The following is a 22,755-nucleotide window of genomic DNA, read 5'->3' as shown; positions in this document are numbered from 1 at the left end:
GTGTCTATTCAGTCCGACTCGGACGACGCGAACGCGGCCAGACATCTTCCGGTATCTCGTCTATCAAGCTCTTGCCGCTGGCGAAGCGCCGGCCGAGCGTCTCGACGAAACCTTCGTAGCGCTTACGCCCCTTCACTTGCGCGGCCGCTTGATCCTCGTCGGACAATGGCGGCGTCACCGTCAGCCAGAACCGCACGAACAATGTCAGTGCCTCAATCGTGAGTCCGGTGTCGCGCTCCAGCCGCTGTACCTGACGCGACAAGCGATCGAGCCGTCGAGCGAACGCCGCCTCCATGCGGTCGGCGCCATCCGGCGAGAGGTAGGAGGCGACCGCCGCCTCCACGATCGCCGAGCGGGAGATACGGCGACGGATCGCCAGCTCGTCAACCTGCTTGGCGAGCGCTGGCGGGAAATAGACGTTGAGCCGGGTCCGCATGGCGGTCTCCTACAGCTCGATGCCGTCGCCGGGGTCGAGCGACGCCTGCCGCGCAAGGCTCTGCATTCGGCGACGGACAGCCGCTTGCCGGGCCGCGTCGTCCTGCTCGTCATCGACGATCGCAAATTCCTGCGCCGGTGGCGGCGATGTCTTGGGCGCAATGGCCACATGCTCAGGCAGCTCCGGTTCGCGGCGCAGGCCGCCATTGGCCGCGTCCTCCTCCGCCCGCACGATCCGCGCCACGTCGGCCGGGTCGGCTGCGGCAGCGCGGCCGGTCCAGTCATCGGGACGTGCCGCGCCTGCAATCGGCTTGGGCGCATCCGTGATCCGCTCGGCCAGGCGGTGGTCCTGAAAGTAGCGCGCCTTCTTCGCCCGGATCGGGTGGACGCCCGCGACCATGACGATCTCGTCGTCAGGCGGGAGCTGCATGACTTCGCCCGGCGTGAGGAGCTGGCGGGCGGTCTCCGACCGCGACACCATCAAATGCCCGAGCCACGGCGACAGGCGGTGCCCGGCGTAGTTCTTCATCGCCCGCATCTCGGTCGCGGTGCCGAGTGCGTCCGACACCCGCTTGGCGGTGCGCTCGTCGTTGGTGGCGAAGCTCACCCGGACATGGCAGTTGTCGAGGATCGCGTTGTTCGGGCCGTAAGCCTTCTCGATCTGATTGAGCGACTGCGCGATCAGAAACGCCTTGAGGCCATACCCCGCCATGAATGCCAGGGCGGACTCGAAGAAGTCGAGGCGGCCGAGCGCGGGAAACTCATCGAGCATCAACAACACGCGATGGCGATTGCCCTTGGGCGTCAGCTCCTCAGTCAGCCGCCGCCCGATCTGGTTGAGGATGAGGCGGATCAGCGGCTTGGTGCGCGAGATGTCGCTGGGCGGCACGACCAGATAGAGCGTCGCCGGCCGCTCGCCCTCCACCAGATCCGATATGCGCCATTGGCACGCCCGCGTGACCTGCGCGACGACAGGATCGCGGTAGAGCCCGAGGAACGACATGGCGGTGCTGAGCACGCCCGATCGCTCGTTGTCCGATTTGTTCAGCAGCTCGCGGGCGGCAGAGGCGACGACGGGATGCACGCCGGCTTCGCCTAGGTGCGGCGTCGCCATCATCGCGGCCAGCGTCTGCTCAATCGTGCGCGACGGATCGGAGAGGAACGATGCCACCCCAGCCAGCGTCTTATCGGCCTCGGCATACAGGACATGGAGGATCGCGCCGACCAGCAGCGAGTGCGATGTCTTCTCCCAATGGTTCCGCCGCTCCAGCGATCCTTCGGGATCGACCAGCACGTCGGCGACATTCTGCACGTCTCGCACCTCCCATTGGCCGCGCCGCACCTCCAGCAACGGGTTGTAGGCGGCCGACTCCGAATTGGTCGGATCGAACAGCAGCACGCGGCCGTGCCGCGCGCGGAAACCGGCGGTCAGCGTCCAGTTCTCGCCCTTGATGTCATGCACTATCGCCGATGCCGGCCAGGTCAGCAGCGACGGAACGACCAGACCCACGCCTTTGCCCGAACGGGTCGGGGCGAAGCACAGCACATGCTCGGGGCCGTCATGGCGGAGATAGTCGCGCGCGAGCCTGCCGAGCACGACGCCGTTAGGCCCGAGCAGCCCGGCACCGCGAACCTCGCGCCCGGTCGCCCAGCGCGCCGACCCGTAGGTCTCGGCGTTCTTCAACTCACGCGCGCGCCACACCGACATGCCGATGGCGACGGCGATCGACGCGAACCCGCCCGACGCGGCGATGAACGCGCCCGTCTTGAAGGTATCGGGCGCGTAGGCGTCGAACGAAAACCACCACCAAAAGAAGGCCGGCGGCGGATAGATGCGCCAGCCGAAGGCAACGACCCACGGCGGGCCAAGCTCCGGCTGATAGGCGAGCGCGGCGGCTGTCCACTGCGTCGCGCCCCACACCCCGGCGAGCACGATCAGGAACACGATGATGATCTGGCCCCAGAGTATCTTGGTCGCAGCCATAGTGGTCTCCTGATTCAGATGCCGAGGCCGCGCTTGCGGCCCAGCGTCCAGTCGATGCCGCCGCCGGCGCGGACGACGCCGGACACCTGACGGCCAAGCTGCTGTTCGAGGGTGCTGGCCCAGGGCACGAGCCGGAAGCCGAGGCCATCGTCGATCATGGCGAAGCGGCCGGACGCGAGCGCGAGGCGCTGGCGCACGATGCCCGCAATCTTCTCGCCGGATGCGGCGGGGCGGTAGGCAAGGCCGGTCTCGCCCGCGATCTTCCCGCCAACCGCGTCCAGCTCCCGCTTGCGCAGCGTGTCGAGCATTCCGCGCTCGAACACCGTGCGCTCGCCGAAACGGCGGGCCAGCCCTTCCTTGACGAGATGGTCGGTGCGCGCGTCCATCGCGCGGCGCACCTCGGCGCCGAACCCGCCGTCCGCAACGCCGGCGCCGCGCTCAATCAGTCGATGGTCGAGCCAAGTTGCGCCGGGCGCTTTGACCTGCGCGGCGAGGTCGAGGTCCGAGCGCGTGGCGAGCCCCAGTGTCGGCTTATCCTCACCGGGCTGGCCGATCACGCGCAACTCGACGATCCCGCCGAGCTTGGGGCTGTGCTCCAGCGCCTCGATGCCGGGCAACCGGACATGGTGAGTGCGCCCGTCCGTGCCGTCGATCACCGCATAAGCCGTGCCGGTCAACTCGTCGTGCAAGCCCTTGTCGATCAGCCTGCCGACGATCGGCCTCTCGGGCGCGCTAGTGACGACGGCGTAGCTGTCGAGCGGCCGGTCCTGACCATGTTCGCGGAGCGCCGCGCCGATCGTGCGGATGATGTCGCCGCGCGTGCCCAGCTCGCGCAGCTTCGCTGCCGCGCCCTCCGCTACCGCCCACTCGCCCGGCTCGCCCTGCGCGGCGAGTCCCATCGACTCCAAATACTGCAACCGCCCGACCATCAACCGGCGGAGCTGCGGGTCGTCCGGGCCGGGGCGGTCGGGGCGCAGGTCAATGACGCCCAGCTCGTCGGCCGCGCGTTTGATCTCGGTATCGAGCCGGGTCCAGCGCTCGGCCGTCACGTCGCGTTCGAGCGTGCGCTGAACCTCATGCTCAGGCTTGGGTCCGAGTTCGGCCTGCGCCAGCTCTTCGGCGTTGGAGCGCAGATTGTGGCTGATGTAGTCGCGCGCCATGACGAGATCGGCGCCGGTGTCGGTGACGCCGCGCACGAGCAGGTGGACGTGCGGGTTGTCGGTGTTCCAATGATCGACCGCGACCCAATCAAGCCGCGTCCCCAGGTCCGCTTCCATCTGGCGCACGAGGTCGCGCGTGTATTCGCGCAGGTCGGTCAGCTCGGCCGCATCCTCCGGGGAGACGATGATGCGGAAATGATGCCGGTCGTCCTTGCAGCGATCGGCGAAGCCGCGATCGTCGGCATTGTCGCCGGCCGCGTCGAACATGCGGGTCGGCGAGCCGTCGCGGGTGACGCCCTCGCGCTTCAAGTAAGCGACGTGCGCAGACAGCGGCGCCATGCGGTATCCGCCCCGGCCGCGGTGGTTGACGGGCAGCGCCTTTACCAGGACGCGCCGGCCCGATCCGAACAGCCGGCTGCGCGCGAACGCGGTGCGGCCCCGGCCGAAGTTGGACTGGCCGCGGCGGGTCGGTCCGCTCCAGGCGCGGCGCGGGTTGCCGCCGCTCATGGCGGCGGCGCGCAGCACCTCAGCGACCAGGCCGCGCGCGTTGCGGGCCTGCGCCTTGCTGCGCTTGGCCTTGCCCGGCCGGACGCGGAAGTCGCTTTCCTCGCTCACGGCCGGGGTGCTTTCGGCCGAGAATGGCCTATGGTGCTATTCGAGGCGTTGATTTTGCTGGCTTTTCTCTTCCGCGCGGCACGCGCGCCGACCGACGCCCCCGCGTGAAGCCACGGAAAAGCCTCGGCTTTTCGGCGAAACGGGGCGGGCCTTGTATCTTGCCCTCGTCTGTCCCTGCCGTTTTTTCCCTCCCCAGCCACTTTCCTGCTCGGGACGGATGATGGGGATAAGGCGCGGGTCATCGCGGTCGGCCCGCGCGGGCGCGGGGGACGAACAGCGTGTCGGCCGGCTCATTAGACGGCGGAGCGGCGGAGTCCGCGTCGCCGGATGTTCGCCGATCGGTCGGCAGATCGGACGCAGCTTCTTCGCTGCCGAGCTGCGCAGCCACCGCTTCCGAAGCGGCGCTGGCGGTGCGGACGAACAGCCCAGCTCGTCGCCAGGCGAACGGATCGGGTGGCGCGCTCACCGCCACCTCCGCAGCGCCAGCCGTGCCAGCGATGGCCGTGAGCTGGGCGAGGTAGCCGACCGTTTCGGGCGGCAGCGGACGGCCGCGCGACAGGTAATCGTCGTAGCGGCCCGGTCCCGCATTGTAGGCGGCTAGCATCGCGCTCGCATTGCCGTAGCGGTCGTACATCTCGCGCAGGTAGGCCGCGCCCGCCATGATGTTGTCGCGCACGTTAAAGGGGTCGGGGCCGAGACCGTATCGGGCGCGAAGGTCGGCCCAGGTCGCGGGCATGATCTGCATCAATCCCATCGCCCCGGCGCGCGAGACCGCGCGGGCGTTGCCGCCGCTCTCGACGCGCATCACCGCCCATATCCATGCTTCGCGGATGCCGAACCTCCGCGCGGCGTCGGCAACATGACCGGCGTAGGGATGAGCCGCTGCCGATCGCGCAGCCGACAAATTCTGCGCCGTCGCCGCGACAGGCGCAGCGCCACCCGACAGCAGCGCGACGCCCAACGCCACCGCCGATCCGACTCCGCTCCGCCGCCAGCCTGCCAGCGTGCTCGCTACGTTCAAGGGTGCGCGCGCTGCGCCGGCCTGCGGCCGCCCTTGATCTACGCTGCGCGCGCCGGCCGGCCCGCGACCGAGCGGGACGAAGGGATGAGACGGCTTTCCCGCGAACAAAGGGATGATGGAAAAGCGCATCCGATCAGTCCTGCTCGCGCGACTTCGGCTGGCGGTTCCAGCGCAGCGACCAGGCCGACTTGTCGCCCGTGCTCTGGAACAGGGCGGCGCGGATCGGCTGCGCGAAGGCGGGATCGTCGATGCGCAGCGAGACGTAATCGCCGGCGCGTTCGCCAGTCTCGTTCCAGCCTGCGCCGATCTCCGGGCCTTCGCCGCTATCGCCGCGATGGACCCGCCAGTCCGGCGCCTTGTCGGCGTCGCTCGGCTCGGCCGGAACGATCGAGATACGGATGTCGAGCGTCGCCGTCTCGATGATGCCTTCGTAGCCGCTGGCGGTGCGGAAAAAGCTGCCGATCTGCATGGTGATCTCCTTTGGTTGGCAGTTGAGAAGGCGGGTCAGCGCCAAATGAGCGGCGCGTCGGGGGTGTCGCGGGTGAGGATCGGAATGGCGCGGCCAAGCACGGTCGAGGCCGGCAACGGCCCGAAATAGCGGCCGTCCATGCTGTCGGCGTGATCGGGATTCAGCATCAGCAGCTCGCCGACGCCCAACGTCCGGCAGCCCTGCCAGGTCGGCAATGGACGGCCTCGGCCGTCGCGCTCGCGGGCGATGGCGACGGGCCGCGCATCGACACTGACGACGGCGCCGATCCGGCACACGCGCTGCCCCGGCTTGGCCGCAACGTGCTTCAACAAAGGCACGCGCTCGCCGAGATAGCCACGTTCCGCCAGCCACCGCGCCAACGGCGCGGGCGGCGTCACGGCGACCAGCGCGCCGTGCGGGGGATCGCGCACGGGTTCGATACGATACAGCCCGGTCGGCGCACTCGCGCTCGCATTCCAGACGACGCGCGGTAGCGGATCGAACAAAGCGATGGCGGCGAATGATGCGCCGAACAGCGAAGCCGCCGTGGCCGTCGCAATCGTCCAGCCCCGGCGCGTCACTGTTCGATCTCCCGGCGCTTCAGCCAGGCGCGATGACGCTCCAGCGTGTAAGGGCGCGGCTCGTGTCCGGCGGAGATACGATTGTGAACATGACGCCAGTGGTCGGGCGCGGCGTCGCAGGGATCGACGCCGGCGGCCTCCGTCGCGTCGATCGCGGCGAGCACTTGACTGACTTTCGGCCAGCCCTCGATCTTGAGCAGGATGTCGCCGCCGGGCCGCACGAACGGCAGCGTCGTGAACGGCTCGCCGGTGCCGACCGCGCGCACGATGTCGATGCGCGAGCTGACCGTGCCGTAGTCATTCGCCGCCCAGCGGACGAACGCGAAGATCGCGCCGGGGCGGAAGCGAACGATGCGGCGGCGGCGATCGACGATCTCGTCCACCGCGACGCGGCCGAACCTGATCCAGTGCTCGATCCGCTTCTCGATCCAGGTCAGCTCGACACGGGTCATGCCGTCGTCGGACGGTTGGCGGTGGCGCATGGGTGACGGCGGGACGGTCATCGCCGGCTCCGGGCGATGGCAGAGTCCGCGCGCGGCATGAGGTCGTCTTGCCCCGGATCGGAGGTCGAATGCTTGATGCCGATATCGGCCCAGGCGCGGAGATCATCGACCGAATAGACGACGCGGCCCCCGATCCGGCGGTAGGCCGGGCCGGTGCCGAAATAGCGGTGCTTCTCAAGCGTGCGTCCCGAGAGGCCAAGAAAGCGCGCGGCTTCCGGTGTTCGCAGGAAGCGGGGCGGGAGATTGGTGGGCGTATCGGACAAGTGACGGCTCCTGCGGGCGGTGGCGGCAGGAGGCGTAATTGTCAGAATGAACGCGGCCGGGTGGGGTATGAAGATGTGCTGCTGCACGGATGCGACCCCCCTATAGGGGGTCACGCAGAAGGCTCGGATCAGCGGATGCGGAGCAGTTTGCGGTAGTCGCCGTTCATCATGGCGATGCCGTCGCGGACCAGGCGCACCACGAATGAGCGTGACGCCGACATTTTCCAGTCGCTCGCCGACAGCCGGGCGGCGTCGTCGCGGCCCAGGGCGGTTGCGATCTCACGATAGGTTGCGCCCTCGTCGCGCAGGTCGAGCGCGCGGAGCATAAGGTCGAGGCGCGCCAGCCGATAGGCGGTAAGCGGCCAACCGCGCGGCAGCGGCCCTTCCGCCCGACCGAGCAAGCGGCGGTGGAAGCGCAGCAGGCTGGCGATGCGCGTGATGAAATCCTTGTCGAGCGGTATGACGGCGGCGAGCGGCCGCCCGGGCTGCGGATCGCGCAGCCATAGCCGATGCTCACCAGCGGCATCGGCAACGATGACATGGCGTCCTTCAATTCCAGCCTGATCGGCGAGCAACTCGCCGAGTGCGCGGGGATCAACCGAAGTGGCGGTCTCGAATCCATCCGGTGCGGCGTCGAGAATGACCGTGACGGCGGTTAGCTCTGGGCGCCAGACAACCGGGTCTGAAAGGTCATCTGGCGCTGTGGCGAAAGGACAACCCCCATCGCCGCGCGAACGCCGTCTCGGCGGCGTTCTTTGCGACGGCGCCGTCCGCGATGCGCTTCTGCATCTGCGTATGTTCGGCGCGGTAGGTGCGGTTTCGGCGTAGAAACTCGGCGGCTAAATCGGCGCGCCCGAGGGCGTCGGGCAGTCCGCCGGCGCTCCGCTGGCGACGCCCTGGCGGCGTCGGCATTGCATCCTCCCAACCGCGCTTGGCACGGATTTCGGAGCGCAACATCTTCCGGTTGTCCTAGCTAGAATAGCGCAAAGACCGCGCACAACCGTGCAGCGAGGGCAGAGAGAATGCTTCCAAAATGGAGCTAAATCTTAACGGTTTAGCCGCTGTTCGCAGCCAAGCAGGTGCGCGTATCCGACCTCGGTCATCCAACGCGCGCGGGCAAGATGGGTCGCGTGCATCGTCTGGGCGCGATCAGGTTCCGCCGCTACGTCAATGTTGAAGATGGCGGCGGCAGCGTCACGCCAATCGGCACCATCCTCCTCGGCATCGAGCAATCGCAGGTAGGCCGCGAGATGGCATTCGTCGTAGCTAGTGAGCTGCGAACAATCAGGCGCGCAATCGTCGAATCTATCTGCGTCCATGCTGCCCCCGAATAGTCGCAGGCGTTAACCAATACGATCCTTGCGGACCAATTTCGATCCGCCGGTTCGACATAGTTGCAAGCAGAATCCGCACAGCCACACCAATCCCGCACGACCTGCTGGTTTGCGGTGCGCCCCCGCAAACAGCTCCTAGACCCGTAGTCGGGGAGTTGGAAAACCGCGTTTAGTCGGTTCCTGTGACCTTTAGCCCGGAAGCCTGTTGTATACATCACAGGCTCCCCGACCATGTGGTCAAGGATGGCGGCACCGTCACGGCCGGCGCCGAACCGCTAAACGTGGGGTTTCCACACCCCAGGCCGCCGCGTAGCGGCCCGCTCTCGTCATAGAATAATGTGCAGTATTTGGCCACCACCTAGCGCGAGCCGGGCGGCAGCCCGGCGAGCGCGCTTGCGGCCGGGCGGACTCCAGGACGCGCGATCGCCGCCGATCCGCTGCGGCGGATCGGCGCAAAAATGGCGAAGCCGCAGGGCCGGAAACTCCGGCCCTGCGGTGGCGGATAGTCAGGTGGCCTTGAGGCGCTGCATCCCTTCGGCCAGCGTCCAGAGGGCGCGATTGAGCGTCACGTTTTGGTCGATGCCGTTGATCGCGCGGGTCTGCGCCCGGCGTATGCGGCCCTCGGCGTTGCGCTTCCGGCCCTGCAACCCGCCCCGAACGACATTCTCCTGAATGACGTTGAAGGTGGTCCAAAGGCTGCGGTCCACATCTTCGCGGCGGCGCGGCTCGATGATCTGCTCTGGCCGGAGTGGGCTTTCGTCGTCGCCGTAGCGGGCAACAAGGCTTACCTCGCCAAGCAACCGCTGCTCGTCCGGGGAAAGCTGGATCGCCTTCATCGACTCGCTGGCGTCGATCAGCCGGGGGAAGTCCTCGGCGACGGTATAGACGCCTTCGATGATGTCATGCTCGATATTGCCTTTGTGCGGCACGCGGACTTCCTCGAACCGCTCGCCCGCAATCATGCTGTTGGTGCAGACGAAGCGCAGCATCCCGGCGAACATCTGATAGGCGCTCGTCCCGTCATGGCTGTTGACGATGATGACCTCGGCGGCCTCCGGCTTGCCGATACCGTCGTCGCGGCGAAGGCGCAGCATGTGCTTGGCGTGACCGTGACGGCTGCCGTCGCGCGGAACCGACTGAACGGCGAAGAACGGGAACCATCCCTCCCGGCGCAACCCCTCCACGATGTCGATGGTCGGGACATAGACATACCGCTCCGAACGGCTGTCATGCGCCTCGCGGGCGAAGATGGACGGGACGTGGCGATAGAGCGCCTCGTTGTCGAGCGGCTCCCGGCCGCTGATCTGATGGGCGTTGCGGCCGAACCGGGTAGCAAGCTGGTAGTGCATTTTGACCTCCTTGGGCTTGGGTTTCCGCGCAGCGGAGCGCCGCGCTGAAACCCTGCCCGTCGGCGAGACCGGGGGTGCAACCGGAGTGGGCGGCTTCGCGGGGAACCGGCTGCACGGAACGGCGCAGCCGTGGAGGAAGCTGGGCGGAAGCCGCTCCGAAGGGCGCTGGGGGCAGCGCCCCAAGCACCTCTGACAACATGCCGGGCCTACGGCCCGTCCGCTTTGAAAACCGGCGAAACAAACGCACGAAGGCGCCCCGCTCCGATGGAGCGGGGCGCCGTGTCGGGGTCAGCGGGACCAGATGAGCGCGTATTCACCGGCGGTGTCGGTTTCGGACAGCGTAGCGTAGATGGGAGCCGGGAAGCTCGGATCGTCCAGCTTGACCGAGATGTAGTCGCGGCCTTCGCGGCTGGTCTTCTTCCAGGCGGCGCCGATGTCCATATTGCCGGACTGGATGCGGAAGTCGGGGGACTTCTCGCCTTCCTTCTCGATCGGGCGAAGGGTCGCCTTGGTGTTGAGGGTGAGCGTCTTGATAACGCCGGTAAACTCGCCCTTGCTGTTGGCGGTGAATGTGCCGATCGTGGCCATGTCGTAATCTCCTACTTGCTCGGGCCACGCCCATCGCGGCCTCGATGGCTCGGCGTCGGCCGGGGCGCGATCGACCCCGCACCGCTTGCGGCCGCAACGCAGTGGAGGTTGGGTGGCGGGCGGTTTTTTTGCTTCGCGATGCAAAGCCGTAGGCGGCGGAAAAAAGCCGGACGACACCCTTGCGGGAAGGCGATCGGCTTCGGTCAGACAAGCCATTGGGGAGGCCGCCGGGTGTCCGGCTCAGAAGTCAGGGAGTTTCGTATGATCGGCGATTATGTCGGCAACTCTGCCAACAGCCTTGCGCGATGTTCATCCTACGTTCCAAGGTGATTTGCCGATTCGACCAGAGGAGACCGCGGAGGTTCACAAGGGGGAGAAGGAAAAGGTGGCGCAACTGTTTTCGCAGGATCAGCTCGAAGCCATCGCTGGCGCGCTAGGCGACACGGAAACGGGACTCAAAGGGACCGAGATTGCGATGCTGATAGCGACCTGTCAGATGACCGATCCGGGCGAGATGACCAAGCGGCACCGCATCTACAACGCCTTCGCCGCTAGCCAGAACTCCCGGCAGGACCGCACCCGCATCCTCGGCTTCATCCGCCATGCGATGAGCCCCGCCCGCTATAGTCGCGAGCCGCACCGTTACGAGCCCATGCGCGCCAGTCTCAACCAGGCCCTCGCCTTCGCCGGCCTCGTGGTTAGCGAAGCCGGAAAGATTGAAACAGTCGAACAGGCGACCACCTTGCCGGAAGCGCAGCGCCGCGCGAAGGAATTGCGCACCGATTTGGAGACGCGCGGCGTTCACCCGGACGTGCTGCGCTTCTGCCGCGCGGAGCTGCTAGCCGACGACTATTTCCACGCGGTTCAGGAGGCGGTGAAAAGCGTCGCCGACAAGATGCGGGTCAGGACGGGCCTGTCAGATGATGGGGGAACGCTGGTGGACCGCGTGCTGGGCGGCGATCCCCCGATGCTGGCGATCAATACGCGCGGCACGGCCAGCGAGCGCAGCGAGCAAGGCGGCTTCGCCAACCTGGTCAAAGGGGTGTTCGGGATGTTCCGTAATCCGACCGCCCATGAAGCGCGTATCCATTGGCTTATGACCAAGACCGACGCCGAAGATCTTCTGACGCTCGTCTCCCTCATCCATCGTCGGCTCGATGCCGGCCATATGCCGCCGCGTCCCTGATCTTGCGCGAGGAAAAGCGCCGCGCCCGGAAAGGGCGCGGCCGCGATTTTTTGCCGGCGACAAAAGGAAGGCCGGGACCGCTCACGCGATCCCGGCCCAAGCCGCTATTCGGCGGCGACGGCGTGGGACGCTTCGCCGTTCTCCGCTTCGGTATCGGAAGCCTCCACTTCGGACGGCTGCTCCACGCTTTCCACGTCCTCGACCTCGACGGATGCGGGCTGCTCTGCTTCCGGCTTCGGCGTCCGCAGCACGGCGGGAAGCCAGCCGCTCCCGGCCAGAAGCTGCTCGGCGGCTTGCGCCATGTCCGGCTTCTTCATGTCCGCGATACGGCGAGCGGCATCCTCCGACACGCCTTCGGACACAGCCGCCACGATATGCGCCTTGGTGACGCGGCCAAGGTAGCTGTCCACGGTCGGCGCCCAGTCCTTCGCCACGTCCAGCGCCAGTGCGGTCGCCAGCCTGTCCGCCGTTTGCAGCGTCCGGGGCTTGCGGTCCCACGGCAACCGCAGCGCATTGACGGTGCGGGATGCGCAATGCGCCAACAGCGCCAATCGCTTCTCATCGTCCAGACCAACAATGAAGCCCCACAGGTCGGCAACATCACGCGGCATCCGCTCGGCCCATGCCTCGCGGGCCTCGTTCGCGGTGGCGACCAGCGGGGTGTCCTCGATCCCGTCCGCATGGCTGCCAAGCGGCGTCACGGTCGGACGAACCTCAAGGCAACCGGCCTCGGCATAGCTGTAGAACAGTTGCGCCGTGAGCGTGTGGGTCAAGGCGATCAGCGCCAGATCGGGCCGCTCGCCAAGCGCCACGCGCAAAGCCAGCGTCCGGTGGGCGGACAGGTCGCGGGTAAGGCTGTCGGAAATCGGCTTGCCCGGTTCCTCGTCCTCGTCCTCGTCCTCGTCCTCGATCTCCTGCGCGTCCTCGTCACCGTCCTCGGTCGGCTCATTCTCTACGGCCTTCGGGTCGATTGCGTCGCCCTCGTCCTCCGGCTGCGGATCGGCCGGCGCTTCATCCTCGGGACGGACAAAACCGCGCTCGAGACGGGGAACGCCGTCATGGTTCAGCACCACGAACACGCCGCCATGCGCGATCACGTTGGCGTCGTAGGCATGGCGCTTCTCGGAGATGGCGTCGATCTCGTCGGAGACCGCCTCCAGCTTCTCCGCAACGTCCTCGGGCATCTCGTCATAGGACGAATAGCCTTCGGCAAGCTCGTCATGCTCGGTGGACAGCGCCTCCAGCCGTGCCTCGTCCTCGTCGGACAGGGCGATGGTCTGCGGATAGAAGCGCCGCATCCCGTGGGCGTGGGGATAGTCGATATGCGCCTCGGCCCATTTCCAGCCTTCGGCCTGAACCTCGCCTGCGATCTCGCGCAGCTTCTCGGCGGCGAGCATGTCGAGCAGGCCCGCATCCTCGAAGAACCCGCCCCGGTCCTCGCTGAACAGGTCGCGGATGATATTGCCGCCCGCCTCGACATAGGCGTCGGCCCCGACGAACACCGCGCGCCGGTCGGTGGCCGGAACATTGCTGGCGGTCATGTCGCGCCGGATGATCCATGGCTCGCGATTGTGATGCAGGTTCTCGAATACCTGCTCCTGCCGGGCATGGTCCTCGGTGATCGCGAAGGCCATAAGTTGGTCCAAGGTCAGCCCATCGTCGCGATAGACCTGCAACAGCTTAGGACTGACAGCGCCCAAACGAAGTCGTTGCTTCACCACGGAAGCCGACACGCCGAACCGCGCGCCGATCTCCTGCGCGCCCCAACCCTTGTCATTGGAAAGCTCTGCGAACCGCTCGAACTGATCGGCGGGGTGCATGGGCGTCCGGGTCACGTTCTCGTCCAGACTGATCTCGGAGGGATCGTTCTGCGTATCCAGCCAGCAGCGCACAGGCTCGGACTTCTTGATCTGCTTGCGCTTGGCGCGCAGCAGCATCGCCAGCCTGCGGCCCTCGCCAGCGGTGACGAGATAATAGCCGGTCGGCGTGCCGTCCTCTTTGACCTCCGGCTCGACGACAAGATTCTGGATCAACCCCTTGTGCTGGATCGAAGCGGCCAGCGCCTCGATAGCGGCTTCCCCATGCGGCACCTTGCGCGCGTTGCGCGGGGACTTCTTGAGCTTGGCCAGCGGCACGAAAATCTCGACGCCCGACACAGGCTCGGCGGCTACTGTTTCGGTAACAGCGTTCATCACACTTCTCCTTCAAAACCACACGCACCCCGGAATGGGGTGGGCGGCGAAAGAGCGACCGGAAGGCTCGCCGGCGGAGCCGGGCAGCATCCGCAGGACCGGAACGCAGAGGAGGTAAGCGCGGAACGCGCGTTGCGGCTCGGCGCGGCGGGCCTAGAGGGAAGCGACGCCCACCCCATCTCGGGGAGTGCAACGACCGTCAAAGCGATCGGGCCGGCGCAGCCCTGGCCCGATCTCCGCAGCTTGGGAAAGACACAAATCCGCGTCGGCGGATTTGCCATTCGGCGCGCGAGCGCCAATCCCGCCATGCTGATCGTTACCGGCACGGACGAGACCCGTTAGGGGCTCGGTCGGAGCGAAGCGGAGATAGAGCGGCGGTCCCGCAGGGAGGCGCCAAAGTATCTGCCTTCCCATATACTTGCTCCTGCCGCTCCAATGCCGTCGGATTTTGGAACGACGTGAAGTTCGACGATTGCTATGCTTGAGACATGACGACTTGGCCCGACATTGCCGAAGACGCGATCGACTGGTTTCGCGCCGTGTTCGCCGAGGCGAACCGCAAAGTGACCGAACGCTTGGTCAATGTGCCCAATATTCGCGAGACCGCCCTCGACGATGGGCTGGTTGAGGCGGTGATACCCTTTTCTCCGCCGCGGCTGTTGTCCTCGGGCGCGATCGTCGAGATGAACGTCCACAATATCGGGGGCCTGCGCCGTTTGGGCCGCTGGGAAACGGCGGACATCGCGGTGCTGGTCTTCGTCTATCGCGCCGGGACATTGCTCGCGCAGAAGATCGGGCTGCTGCAATCCAAACGGCTCTACCCCCTCAACAATGATGTCGAGGACGATGATCCGGTCGGCTTCGCCTATGGCATGAACGCCTTTCTGCGCCGCGATCCGAAATCACCACTGGGCAAGGCGCATCGCCAATTCGAGTTCTCGGTGGATTGCACCTATGGGGCGCTCACTGCCGGCAGCGACCAGGTGGAGGTGATCCGGCGCCTCAATGACGAGTTCGGCGATGCCGTCTATTACCTGTTCTACAATCCTCCAATGATCCCGACGACCGTGCGCTATCCAGTGGCGTCCTATCAGAGCGTGAACCACCCTCCGCTCGGCTGCCGGGTTTATTCGATGGCGGACGTCGATGGCGTTCTGGAAGCGTTGGACGAAGGCGCTGCGCCGACTCTTGCCGCGCTGGAAGCGGCGGGACCGGCGAGCAACTGGCGGCTGGAGACCTGGGCGGCCGATTTGCTGCTGCGCTGCAAGGTGGGTCAACAGTTTGGCGAGGATCGGCAGGAGATCGTCGGACGGCTGATCGAGCGGCGCTCGGGACCGATCGCGGCGGCGATTGCGGTTTCGATCGCGCTGCCGGAGGGGTGATGGTGTGACCGATTGGGGGGCATTCGCGAACCAGTGGCAGACGCTGATCTCAAGCGGGCTGGCGATCCTAGCGGCGCTGATCGGCGCCGGTTTCGTCTATCACCAGACACGCCAGGCGCGCAGGTTCGAGTTGGACCGGCTGGGCCGGCGCCATGCCGCCGCGCGCTCGACCTTGCCGCTCGTGCTCAGCAGCATCATGGAATATGCGCGGACCGTCGCCAGAGACCTGCGCCGTCTCTATCTGGCCGCGCCGGGTAATCATATTGAGCGCGAGGCGCTGATTGCCTGGGAGATTCCGCCATTGCCGCAAGGCGAGACGGCCGCGCTCGCCGAGGTGATAGAAGCCGCGTCCAATGAAGTGGCGGAGGTGATCGCCGATTTGCTCGGTCGCCTGCAAGTTCAAGTCGGCCGACTTCGCGGTTTGCACGCCGATGTGGTGGCGGGCACAGCCGGCCGCCGCAATATCCTCAAGTCCGAGATCGAAGAATATATTCAGGACATCGCCGATATTCATGCGCGCTGCGAACTGCTGCTCGACTACGCACGCCGCGAGGCTGATACGGTGCAGCCGATGCCGCTGGCCGCAGACAAACTGCGCGCCCTGTTCCTGATGGGGTTCCACGAGGGGGCGTTCGACAATGTGAAGGCGACCATCACGCGAAGGGGGCCGGGCGTGCTTCCTTCAACCATGTCGGTGTGGCGCAGGGCTTGGAACAGGATCGCCGCGATTTGGAAGGCTCGCTCCGAATGACGAGTTGGCCGCCGGACTTGGTTCCGCCGCCACGATCGGAACCGCTGTTATTGCCCTGGCCAGCGCCGGGCCGGCCCGGCGGCTTTATCCAGTTCGACGACGCCGAACAGTGGCGGGCCTTCGTCGCCAGCCTCGCTCTCGACCCGCTCATTCCGCAGATCGTGCAGGCCAAATATGCGCGGGCTCAGAAGCTCTATCTCTTGGGCTGGATCGACCTTGATTTGGTGAAGGCCGGTGAGCTGGTTGCGCTGACAGCCTTGGAGCTGGCTCTGAACGATCGCTACGGGGCCGACGTCAAGCCGCTTCCCAGGAAGCGACTCGATCCGTCCACGGCGCTAATGGCGACCCCGCCCCGACGTTCGTTCAATGCGCTGCTCAAGGATATGGTCACGAAGGACGGGCTAACCGACGGGCAGATTCCCATGATCGCCCGGTGCGGCGGCACGGCCATCGGCCAGTTGACCGGCGAGACGAAGCCGACCCTTGCCGATCGCCGTAATGCCTTGGCGCACGGCGATCCGTTCGACGGCTTGCCCACGGGCGGCCTCCTGGAACTGGTGCGGGATCTGATCGGGTTCGCCTATCGGCATTATCTGGCCGAAGTGGGACAGGCTCGCTAAGTTGAAATGTCGCGATAGAGTATCGAGGCCGAGTCTGTTGGGGGCGAAGACACAAGATGCAAGGACCGGATGAAGGTCATCGGCCCAAGAGGAAGACGCCCTATAATGAGCGCTCCGACCTCGAAAAATTGCAGTCCCAATGGAACAAGCTGTCCGGGCTGCATCTTCGCGATGAGCCGTCCGCAGCGATCGTGAGATGCTCAACCGCAGCGGAGATCGCGGCGAATTATGCGATCCGGCATGAATGGGCGCGACAGACCGAGTTCGATGCGGTCATCGTCGATCAATTCCTGATGTGGGCCAATGGCCTTCGCGGAAAGGTCGAACGGCTATTCGTCCCGATCTATTTCGCGCGGCCGAAGAAGAGCAAGACAGCGAAGGCGCTGATCGCGTCGGCCGAGAAAATCAACAAGGTCCGCAACGAGGTGGTCCATCAGGGGCGCTTCAGCAATGCCGCCGAGGCAGGCGAGGTTATCGCCGAGGCCAAGCGCTTCATCGACATGATCGTCGGCCTCTCCCAACCGGATTTCGATATTCAGGACCGTTCGCGTTCATGAACGACGCGCCGCCGCAATCGCCATGCACGCGCACAATCTATGACCGGCAACAGCGGGGCGCGTGGCTGGCGGAATTAGATCGCATCTGCGGCAGTGTTGTCATTCTGGAGGGGCAATGGACTGGTCACAACTAACCGGAGCCCTGATCGGTCTCGTGGGGGTTCCTCTGGGCATCGTCTTGGGAGAATTATTGAGGCGACGGCAGAGAGCAGAACAATTCGCAGCGGCGATCTTCGCCAAGCGTCTCGAAGCCTACGACACCCTTATAAATATCCTATTCGAGAGCCATCGGATCGCGAACGAAGTGATCGACAATCCGGAACTGTCGGCGGCCGAGCGGCACGAGCTGATCTCCGCAGCCATCATGCCGATCGCGGAACACACAACGCGCAGCGTCCTCTATATAGACGAGGAACTGGGCGCCCATTGCACCGCGCTTTTCATGGGCGTGGAAGACCTGCGCGACCTGATAGAAAGCGAGCGGCAAGCGCGGCTCGCGCAATTCCGACGGGATTGGAGAGAAACACGCCGGATGATCCTTGAGGACTCAGGTGTCATCAAGGTCAATCGGCTGTTCCGGGACATCAATCGCCCCACGATCAGCTCCCCCGTTATCGAGCGAATTAGAGAATTGCGGCGCGAGCAGGATAACGAAACCTGAGGCGACCTGTGCCCAGGCAGCGGAGATAGAGCCTCGGTCCTATGGGTGGCGTCTATGCTTGTTCTACAAGCAAACTTTTCAGATTCCGCATGATCGTGGCGGATATATCGGCCGGCGGAATTCCGTGCAGACGCGCCAAGCCTTCCACAGCGATCCAGACATCGCTCGGCGTGGTCGGACGGGCGTCGGTCTGAGTGAACGGTCCATCCGTTTCAGTCAGAACGCGATCCAACGGGAGCGCCTTGGTTACCGCCGCGCGTTTTTCATTGGTGAGCATCTCCGCGTTCACCGAAAAATAGCAGCCGAGATCGAGAGCTCTTTTGGCCTCCGCTGCTGTACCAGTGAACCAATGAAGCACCACGCGCCCACGCGGGGGCGGCATGTATTGCTCAATCATATCGAGGACGGCCTTGGTCGCGCGGACGCTATGCGTCGTGACGATCTTGTTCCCCGCCGCCGCGCACAGCGTCAGCACGCGAGCGAAAATCTCCTTTTGCGTCTCAAACGACCTGTAGAACCGCGGGCCGGCGTCCAGCCCGACCTCGCCCACATAGCGAGTGCGCGGCAGCAATTCCTCCCATAGCCCGATCTCATGAGCACGTTCGGCGACCAGTTGAGGATGCAGGCCGAGAGCCGCTCGGACGTGACGGGTGGCCGACGCCAGTTCATGGTTCCGCGGCCAAGCCTTTGGCGTAGTGGTCACGGTGAGGGTGAACACGCCATCGCGCTCGCAACGCTCCACCGCGGCCGCGTGGTCGGGGTAGAGATCGAGGTGGCAATGAAAATCGACGAGACCCGATCGCATGGGGCCTCTTACGACGGTGCGGCGCGAACGCCAGTCAGCAAGCGCCCAACCTCCTTCAATCCCCGGCGATAGACATCGGCCAGGTCATCGTGGCGTGATGGATCATCATAGAGCGGCCCCGGCTTGTGGATGAGGGCCTTTGCGAGTTCCGGGCGCTTTGATAGCCGCGCGATTGCGATCTGGAAGGATCGGACCTGCTGACCTTCGGCCTGCCTGGTGTCCAATGTGTCGGCCTTCAGGTCGGGAACACCATAAACTGTCGAATCCTTGCCTCGCAGAGAAGCCCGCCGAATGAGACATGGCAGGCAGTATCCACAGTGCCCCTGCGGCTTCTTGGTCCAGCGCCCCTTCGTTGGTGACGAACATGATAGCGACAGCGGGGCGAGCTGCTTTAACAGGGCCGGATTGGCGCATTGGGCGACCATCTCCCCCTTGGTCTTGTCCCAATAGTGATTCTCGACCTTCCCTTCGACGCCGAGCGCACTGAGCAAATCGTTCCACCGGGCCATGTAGAAAGGATGCGTCGTCCGAGTGCTGAGCGCGCCGAGCCGAAGCCGATCAAGCGGCACGTTGAGCGCGATTAAGCCGTTTTCCGGAACCTTGAGCACGAAGTCGCGGTCGAGCGCGGTCCCGGCGGCGACGCCCAGTGAGAAGAATAGGAACGAGCGGCCGCGCGTGGTGTCCTCCGATCCGACATCCTCTACCAGCCCGCTATCGAAGCTCATCCACACCCGCAGTCGATCGAATGCGGATGATTTGTAAGCGGCTTTCAACCCTTCGAAGCAGTGCTCCTGCGACTTGCTCACCAGCCCTTCGCCCGCATGGCTGACTAGGAGCGGCGTCTCGCCCGCATTCAAGCTGTCGATCGCGCCGATCAGACTATCCAGGCCGCCGGAGAACAGACTCACACCATCGAACGGGACGGGAATAAGGGTGGGTGCCGCGGCGGGAACCAGCTTCGCATAGCCCTTGGCCCGTTTGCGGAATCCGACATCCCACCTGTCGCCGGTCAGGAAGTTCAAGGCGCGGACCAGAATGGGCGCGGCAGCTGTCCATCGCACCGGATCGCTTACGGGAACGACCAGCCGAATCTCGCGCGTCCAGGAATCCTGTGATTGCGTCGAACGGGAGATGCGGGTATCCGCTGCGTGAACATGCGCCGCGACCACGAGCATGTCCGCGCCGATTTCGCTGGGGGTCAGGTGCAGCGCCTTGAGGTCGGCCAATGCGCGACCGATCCCGTGATCGAGACGCTTGCCCGCCACCAACTGCAAGGTCGATGCAACCTCGTCGCGCGCCTTGGGGACGCGGGTCTTATCGTCCTCGCCGAAACGACCGATGATGACGTGACGCCTCATTTTGCTGCCTCCCCATCGCCCATCGTCTGCAACACGTCGAAAGCGGATTGATAGACGTTGGTCACGAAGCCCATCACCGCATCAGGGGTCAGCGACTGGATGTTGACGCCCGCGGCGTTGATGGCGTCGCTGACTCCGCGCTGGATGAAATCACGCAGTTGCGCTTGAACCCTCTCGGCCGCGCGTGGGTCGGCCGGCAAGGTGACGACCTTGGTGCCGATGTCGTTGCAGATGCGCGCCTCGATCGCGTGGGTCGCGTATAGTTCGAAGACGGTCTGGATTTGGCCGGGCGTCAGCGCGTCGATGTCGGCGATGCCCGCACCGGCGAGATCGGCGATCGTCTCGACAAAAGCGTCTCGCGCGATGCCCTCGTCGATCGACCCGCCCTCGGGGCAGATGTAATCGGCGAGTCCCGCGAACACCTCCTCGATCGGCCGCCCGGCGAGGCTTTCGAGGTTGAGCGTTCGCAGCGCTTCGCGAACGCCATTGGCGCTGGCGTCGTTGAGGAAACGGACGAGCCCGGCGCCCGAGCCCCGCGATGAGCCCATGCGCTGCGCGGCCTGGCGCGAACCGCCCGCCGATTTGGACACATATTGCGAGACAGCGCGGCCGAGACTCCTGCGGTCGCTGCCGCCCGAGCTTACGAAGCGCGTGAAATTGTTTCGGGCCGACGTGAAGCGATCCGATGCTCCTGCCGGCGCGGTTGGCCGAGGCGCCGGCGCGGACGGAACTGCAGGAGGCGATCCATCAGATGACAGGGGTTGTGCCCCGTCGCCATCGCCTGCCCCCGTGCCGGCCCCGCCGTCACCGTCACCCTGTAGCCAACTCGGAATGAGGGGTGTGCCGCCGCCGGCACCCCCATAGGCGTTCGACGTGCCCATCAGCGCCCACCTTTCCGCGTGCGCAGCGCGGCGCTCGCTGTCGTCTTCAGGAACGACGACTGGGACGTCGACCACCCTTGGAGGAGCTTTTCGAATCGAGCTACGGCGTCGGAATCCTTGATGATGCCCTCCCAGCCGGATGCGGGCCACGGCCCGCACCGGTCGGCCGGCAAGGCTTCGAGCAGGTCGAGAAGATTGGCTTGCAGTGTCGGGTGCGCGCGAACCAGCACGGCGAGCCCGTCGATGCCGGGAGGCGCCGTATCGAAAGCGTCTCCGCCCATGACGCGACCGCGCAGTTCCTCGAAGACCTGCGCGGCCTCGGCCGGAACGAGCTGCTTGAGTTCACCTTCGAACGCCTGGACCGCAAGTTTCGGGCCAAGCAGCTTTTCGACCACCGCCGCCAGACGCCCGAGGACAGAGGCCGCGCCGAAGTAGTCCTTCCGATCCTTGGTCACGAACAGATAGGGGCGCAGATCGACTTCGGCCAAGGCCGGTGACAGCCGCGCCCAGGCCCGTATCGCGTCGGCCGCTTTCCATTCCGTCAGGATGGCACTGTCCTTGGAATCCGGCACGGCGGTCGGCTTGGCGTCATCCACTGAACTGATCTTCGGCCCGGTCCGCTTTGTCTTGGCGGCTGGCTTCTCCTCCGACGCGGCGGCTTCGAGCGCTACCAAATCTACGCAACGGCCGTCCGGATCGCGGGCGGCGGCGCTGGCGATCTGGTCGAACAATCTGGAGAGGAACCGTTCGGCTAGCATAAGTTTCGCAAGGACGGGCAGCTTCACCTCTTCTCCAAAGCCGCGAGCGAGCGCAGTTTGATGGCGGAGCAGCAAGGTGTTCAGGAAGCGCTTGATCTGCCGCGGATTGCCCTGAGTGCCGCTAGCCAGGATCGGACCGATCTGATCGCTCAAGGTGAGCGCATTCTGGATCAGACCGGCTTTGTCGCCCAAGGCGGTCTTAACCGTCTGCGCGTCGAGCCCGGCCGTTTGCCAAGGGCGTTTGAGCAATTCACGCGCGACGATGATGAGCGCCGAGTAAGCGGGATCGTCCTCGCCAAGCTCGGCGCCGATGAGCAACAGGGTGACGTAAATGCGGGTTTCGGTCTCGCCCAAAGCCGGAATCCGAAACGGTATCTGGATCAGCTTTTCGAGATAGTTGCGCGCATAGTCGCGGGGGCCAGTCGTGTCCGGCAGCTCGGGGAAATGCTTGCGCACAGAATATTCGATCATCGCCTCGTCGGCCGCGACGATGAACGCGGTGCGGGCGGTGAATACGAACAGGCGGACGGCTTCGAGGGTTTCAATCGCCGTGTCCGGCAGGCAGCGGTCGAGATCGTCGATGAGGACGATCAGTTGCTTGACGCCCGCCTGCTTGAGCAGGTCGTCAAAGGCTTTCCGAAACGCCTCGATCTCTTCGGGGACATTCTTCGACTCTCCCGGTTTCAGGAGCCCCTGCACACCGTCGATGGCCTTGTCATAATTCTCCTGCGTGGCGAGTTTCGAGGGATCGGAGAAGATGCCCTTTAAGGTGCCGACAACCGCGCCGATCTGATCGGCTGTGGGGATGCCGGTGAACGCGGTGAAAGCGAGACCGCCCCCATGCCGCGCGATCTTGAGCCAATCGATTCGCCGAAAGATGTCTTTCACGGCCACGCCGGCCTGGGTGAGCAATGGACGTTTTTCGACAAGCCCGGTGACGATGCCCTCGATCAGCGCGATCTTGGCGTCTTCGAATCCTTGGAAGCGCCAGCCGTTGAACTTGATGCAGAGCACGTCCTCATCAGAACTGAGGCCGTTCTCGATCATCTCCAGGATGCTGGACTTTCCCGCACCCCAATCACCATGAACCCCGATCGTTACGGCGCGTTCAGGCTTTTCGCGCAGCAGCTCGATGATGGTCTTGGCGATCGCCTCGTTGTTGAGGAGATCGACCTTTGTCTCATTGTCAGTGAGAATCATCCCGCCCCCGTTTCCGCCCCGCGACTCGCAGCGGTTGTAATAGTGAAGCCCCGCACGCAACACTGCCGGAAGAAAATAGGTTTCGCCATATGTTGTACCGGA

24 protein-coding genes are annotated in these 22,755 nt (G+C 65.3%); 6 read left to right on the top strand and 18 right to left on the bottom strand.

The genetic code is table 11. The features are described 5' to 3' along the window. Positions 1–4: 4 nt before the first annotated feature. The 13 genes from ABC347_RS02950 to ABC347_RS02890 all read right to left on the bottom strand — a co-directional run bounded on the left by ABC347_RS02950 (position 5) and on the right by ABC347_RS02890 (position 10,302). Positions 5–436 carry a ribbon-helix-helix domain-containing protein gene (locus ABC347_RS02950; protein WP_066961322.1) on the bottom strand — a complete coding sequence of 144 codons (432 nt, stop codon included), beginning with the start codon at positions 434–436 and terminating at the stop codon, positions 5–7. A 9-nt stretch (positions 437–445) separates the two neighbouring features. Then, positions 446–2,419: a conjugal transfer protein TraG gene (locus tag ABC347_RS02945; protein ID WP_066961315.1), complete on the bottom strand. Its 1,974-nt coding sequence runs from the start codon at positions 2,417–2,419 to the stop codon at positions 446–448. A 14-nt stretch (positions 2,420–2,433) separates the two neighbouring features. Continuing rightward, complete coding sequence (locus ABC347_RS02940) at positions 2,434–4,194, bottom strand: relaxase/mobilization nuclease domain-containing protein (RefSeq protein ID WP_066961313.1); 1,761 nt, start codon at positions 4,192–4,194, stop codon at positions 2,434–2,436. Between the two features lie 238 nt (positions 4,195–4,432). Further along, entirely contained in the window at positions 4,433–5,344 is a 912-nt protein-coding gene (locus ABC347_RS02935) for a lytic transglycosylase domain-containing protein (RefSeq protein ID WP_066961310.1), read from the bottom strand. Positions 5,345–5,348: 4 nt separating this feature from the next. Next, complete coding sequence (locus tag ABC347_RS02930) at positions 5,349–5,684, bottom strand: DUF736 domain-containing protein (protein ID WP_066961547.1); 336 nt, start codon at positions 5,682–5,684, stop codon at positions 5,349–5,351. 35 nt (positions 5,685–5,719) lie between these two features. Continuing rightward, on the bottom strand, positions 5,720–6,265 hold the full coding sequence (locus tag ABC347_RS02925) for a S26 family signal peptidase (RefSeq protein ID WP_066961308.1): 546 nt from the start codon (positions 6,263–6,265) through the stop codon (positions 5,720–5,722). Further along, the gene (locus tag ABC347_RS02920; RefSeq protein ID WP_066961305.1) at positions 6,262–6,768 is read right to left on the bottom strand and encodes a DUF2840 domain-containing protein; all 507 of its coding nucleotides are present in this window, start codon (positions 6,766–6,768) and stop codon (positions 6,262–6,264) included. The genes ABC347_RS02925 and ABC347_RS02920 overlap by 4 nt, the downstream gene beginning before the upstream one ends. Then, a complete protein-coding gene (locus ABC347_RS02915; protein WP_015459426.1) occupies positions 6,765–7,031 on the bottom strand; it encodes a helix-turn-helix transcriptional regulator in 267 nt (88 codons plus the stop codon). Before ABC347_RS02915 ends, ABC347_RS02920 begins: the two co-directional genes overlap by 4 nt. Positions 7,032–7,159: 128 nt before the next feature. Beyond that, a complete protein-coding gene (locus ABC347_RS02910) occupies positions 7,160–7,672 on the bottom strand; it encodes a DUF2285 domain-containing protein (RefSeq protein WP_408014388.1) in 513 nt (170 codons plus the stop codon). A 49-nt stretch (positions 7,673–7,721) separates the two neighbouring features. Further along, on the bottom strand, positions 7,722–7,988 hold the full coding sequence (locus tag ABC347_RS02905) for a transcriptional regulator domain-containing protein (RefSeq protein ID WP_238147095.1): 267 nt from the start codon (positions 7,986–7,988) through the stop codon (positions 7,722–7,724). Positions 7,989–8,077: 89 nt separating this feature from the next. Beyond that, positions 8,078–8,350 carry a DNA -binding domain-containing protein gene (locus tag ABC347_RS02900; protein ID WP_066961302.1) on the bottom strand — a complete coding sequence of 91 codons (273 nt, stop codon included), beginning with the start codon at positions 8,348–8,350 and terminating at the stop codon, positions 8,078–8,080. A 521-nt stretch (positions 8,351–8,871) separates the two neighbouring features. Then, positions 8,872–9,714, bottom strand: coding sequence for a DUF932 domain-containing protein (locus ABC347_RS02895; protein WP_066961299.1), 843 nt, complete (start codon positions 9,712–9,714; stop codon positions 8,872–8,874). 288 nt (positions 9,715–10,002) lie between these two features. Beyond that, on the bottom strand, positions 10,003–10,302 hold the full coding sequence (locus tag ABC347_RS02890) for a DUF736 domain-containing protein (RefSeq protein ID WP_066961296.1): 300 nt from the start codon (positions 10,300–10,302) through the stop codon (positions 10,003–10,005). Between the two features lie 274 nt (positions 10,303–10,576). Here ABC347_RS02890 and ABC347_RS02885 point away from each other — a divergent pair, with 274 nt between their 5' ends. Continuing rightward, the gene (locus ABC347_RS02885; protein ID WP_238147094.1) at positions 10,577–11,488 is read left to right on the top strand and encodes a TIGR02391 family protein; all 912 of its coding nucleotides are present in this window, start codon (positions 10,577–10,579) and stop codon (positions 11,486–11,488) included. Between the two features lie 104 nt (positions 11,489–11,592). Here ABC347_RS02885 and ABC347_RS02880 read toward each other — a convergent pair whose 3' ends face one another. Beyond that, on the bottom strand, positions 11,593–13,680 hold the full coding sequence (locus ABC347_RS02880) for a ParB/RepB/Spo0J family partition protein (protein ID WP_066961293.1): 2,088 nt from the start codon (positions 13,678–13,680) through the stop codon (positions 11,593–11,595). 488 nt (positions 13,681–14,168) lie between these two features. Here ABC347_RS02880 and ABC347_RS02875 point away from each other — a divergent pair, with 488 nt between their 5' ends. The 5 genes from ABC347_RS02875 (at position 14,169) to ABC347_RS02855 (ending at position 17,651) form a co-directional block, all read left to right on the top strand. Then, positions 14,169–15,062, top strand: coding sequence for a hypothetical protein (locus tag ABC347_RS02875; RefSeq protein ID WP_066961287.1), 894 nt, complete (start codon positions 14,169–14,171; stop codon positions 15,060–15,062). Between the two features lie 4 nt (positions 15,063–15,066). Then, complete coding sequence (locus ABC347_RS02870) at positions 15,067–15,813, top strand: hypothetical protein (protein ID WP_066961284.1); 747 nt, start codon at positions 15,067–15,069, stop codon at positions 15,811–15,813. Beyond that, a complete protein-coding gene (locus ABC347_RS02865) occupies positions 15,771–16,433 on the top strand; it encodes a hypothetical protein (RefSeq protein ID WP_413244272.1) in 663 nt (220 codons plus the stop codon). Before ABC347_RS02870 ends, ABC347_RS02865 begins: the two co-directional genes overlap by 43 nt. A 191-nt stretch (positions 16,434–16,624) precedes the next feature. After that, complete coding sequence (locus ABC347_RS02860) at positions 16,625–16,990, top strand: hypothetical protein (protein ID WP_255250173.1); 366 nt, start codon at positions 16,625–16,627, stop codon at positions 16,988–16,990. Positions 16,991–17,105: 115 nt separating this feature from the next. Then, a complete protein-coding gene (locus ABC347_RS02855; protein WP_066961267.1) occupies positions 17,106–17,651 on the top strand; it encodes a hypothetical protein in 546 nt (181 codons plus the stop codon). Positions 17,652–17,703: 52 nt separating this feature from the next. On the opposite strand, the gene qatD is transcribed toward ABC347_RS02855, so the two are convergent. The 4 genes from qatD to qatA all read right to left on the bottom strand — a co-directional run bounded on the left by qatD (position 17,704) and on the right by qatA (position 22,653). Continuing rightward, on the bottom strand, positions 17,704–18,456 hold the full coding sequence (gene qatD, locus ABC347_RS02850; RefSeq protein WP_066961265.1) for a Qat anti-phage system TatD family nuclease QatD: 753 nt from the start codon (positions 18,454–18,456) through the stop codon (positions 17,704–17,706). An 8-nt stretch (positions 18,457–18,464) separates the two neighbouring features. Beyond that, on the bottom strand, positions 18,465–19,814 hold the full coding sequence (qatC, locus tag ABC347_RS02845) for a Qat anti-phage system QueC-like protein QatC (RefSeq protein ID WP_066961262.1): 1,350 nt from the start codon (positions 19,812–19,814) through the stop codon (positions 18,465–18,467). After that, positions 19,811–20,404, bottom strand: coding sequence for a Qat anti-phage system associated protein QatB (gene qatB / locus ABC347_RS02840; RefSeq protein WP_413244271.1), 594 nt, complete (start codon positions 20,402–20,404; stop codon positions 19,811–19,813). Before qatB ends, qatC begins: the two co-directional genes overlap by 4 nt. A gap of 290 nt (positions 20,405–20,694) precedes the next feature. Next, entirely contained in the window at positions 20,695–22,653 is a 1,959-nt protein-coding gene (gene qatA, locus ABC347_RS02835; RefSeq protein ID WP_066961537.1) for a Qat anti-phage system ATPase QatA, read from the bottom strand. Between the last annotated feature and the right edge of the window lie 102 nt (positions 22,654–22,755).

Source organism: Sphingomonas canaveralia, from assembly GCF_047238125.1.
Classification (GTDB): domain Bacteria; phylum Pseudomonadota; class Alphaproteobacteria; order Sphingomonadales; family Sphingomonadaceae; genus JBDFMH01.
The sequence above is the reverse complement of the archived record's forward strand: the minus strand, read 5'-3'. Positions and strand labels throughout refer to the sequence as shown.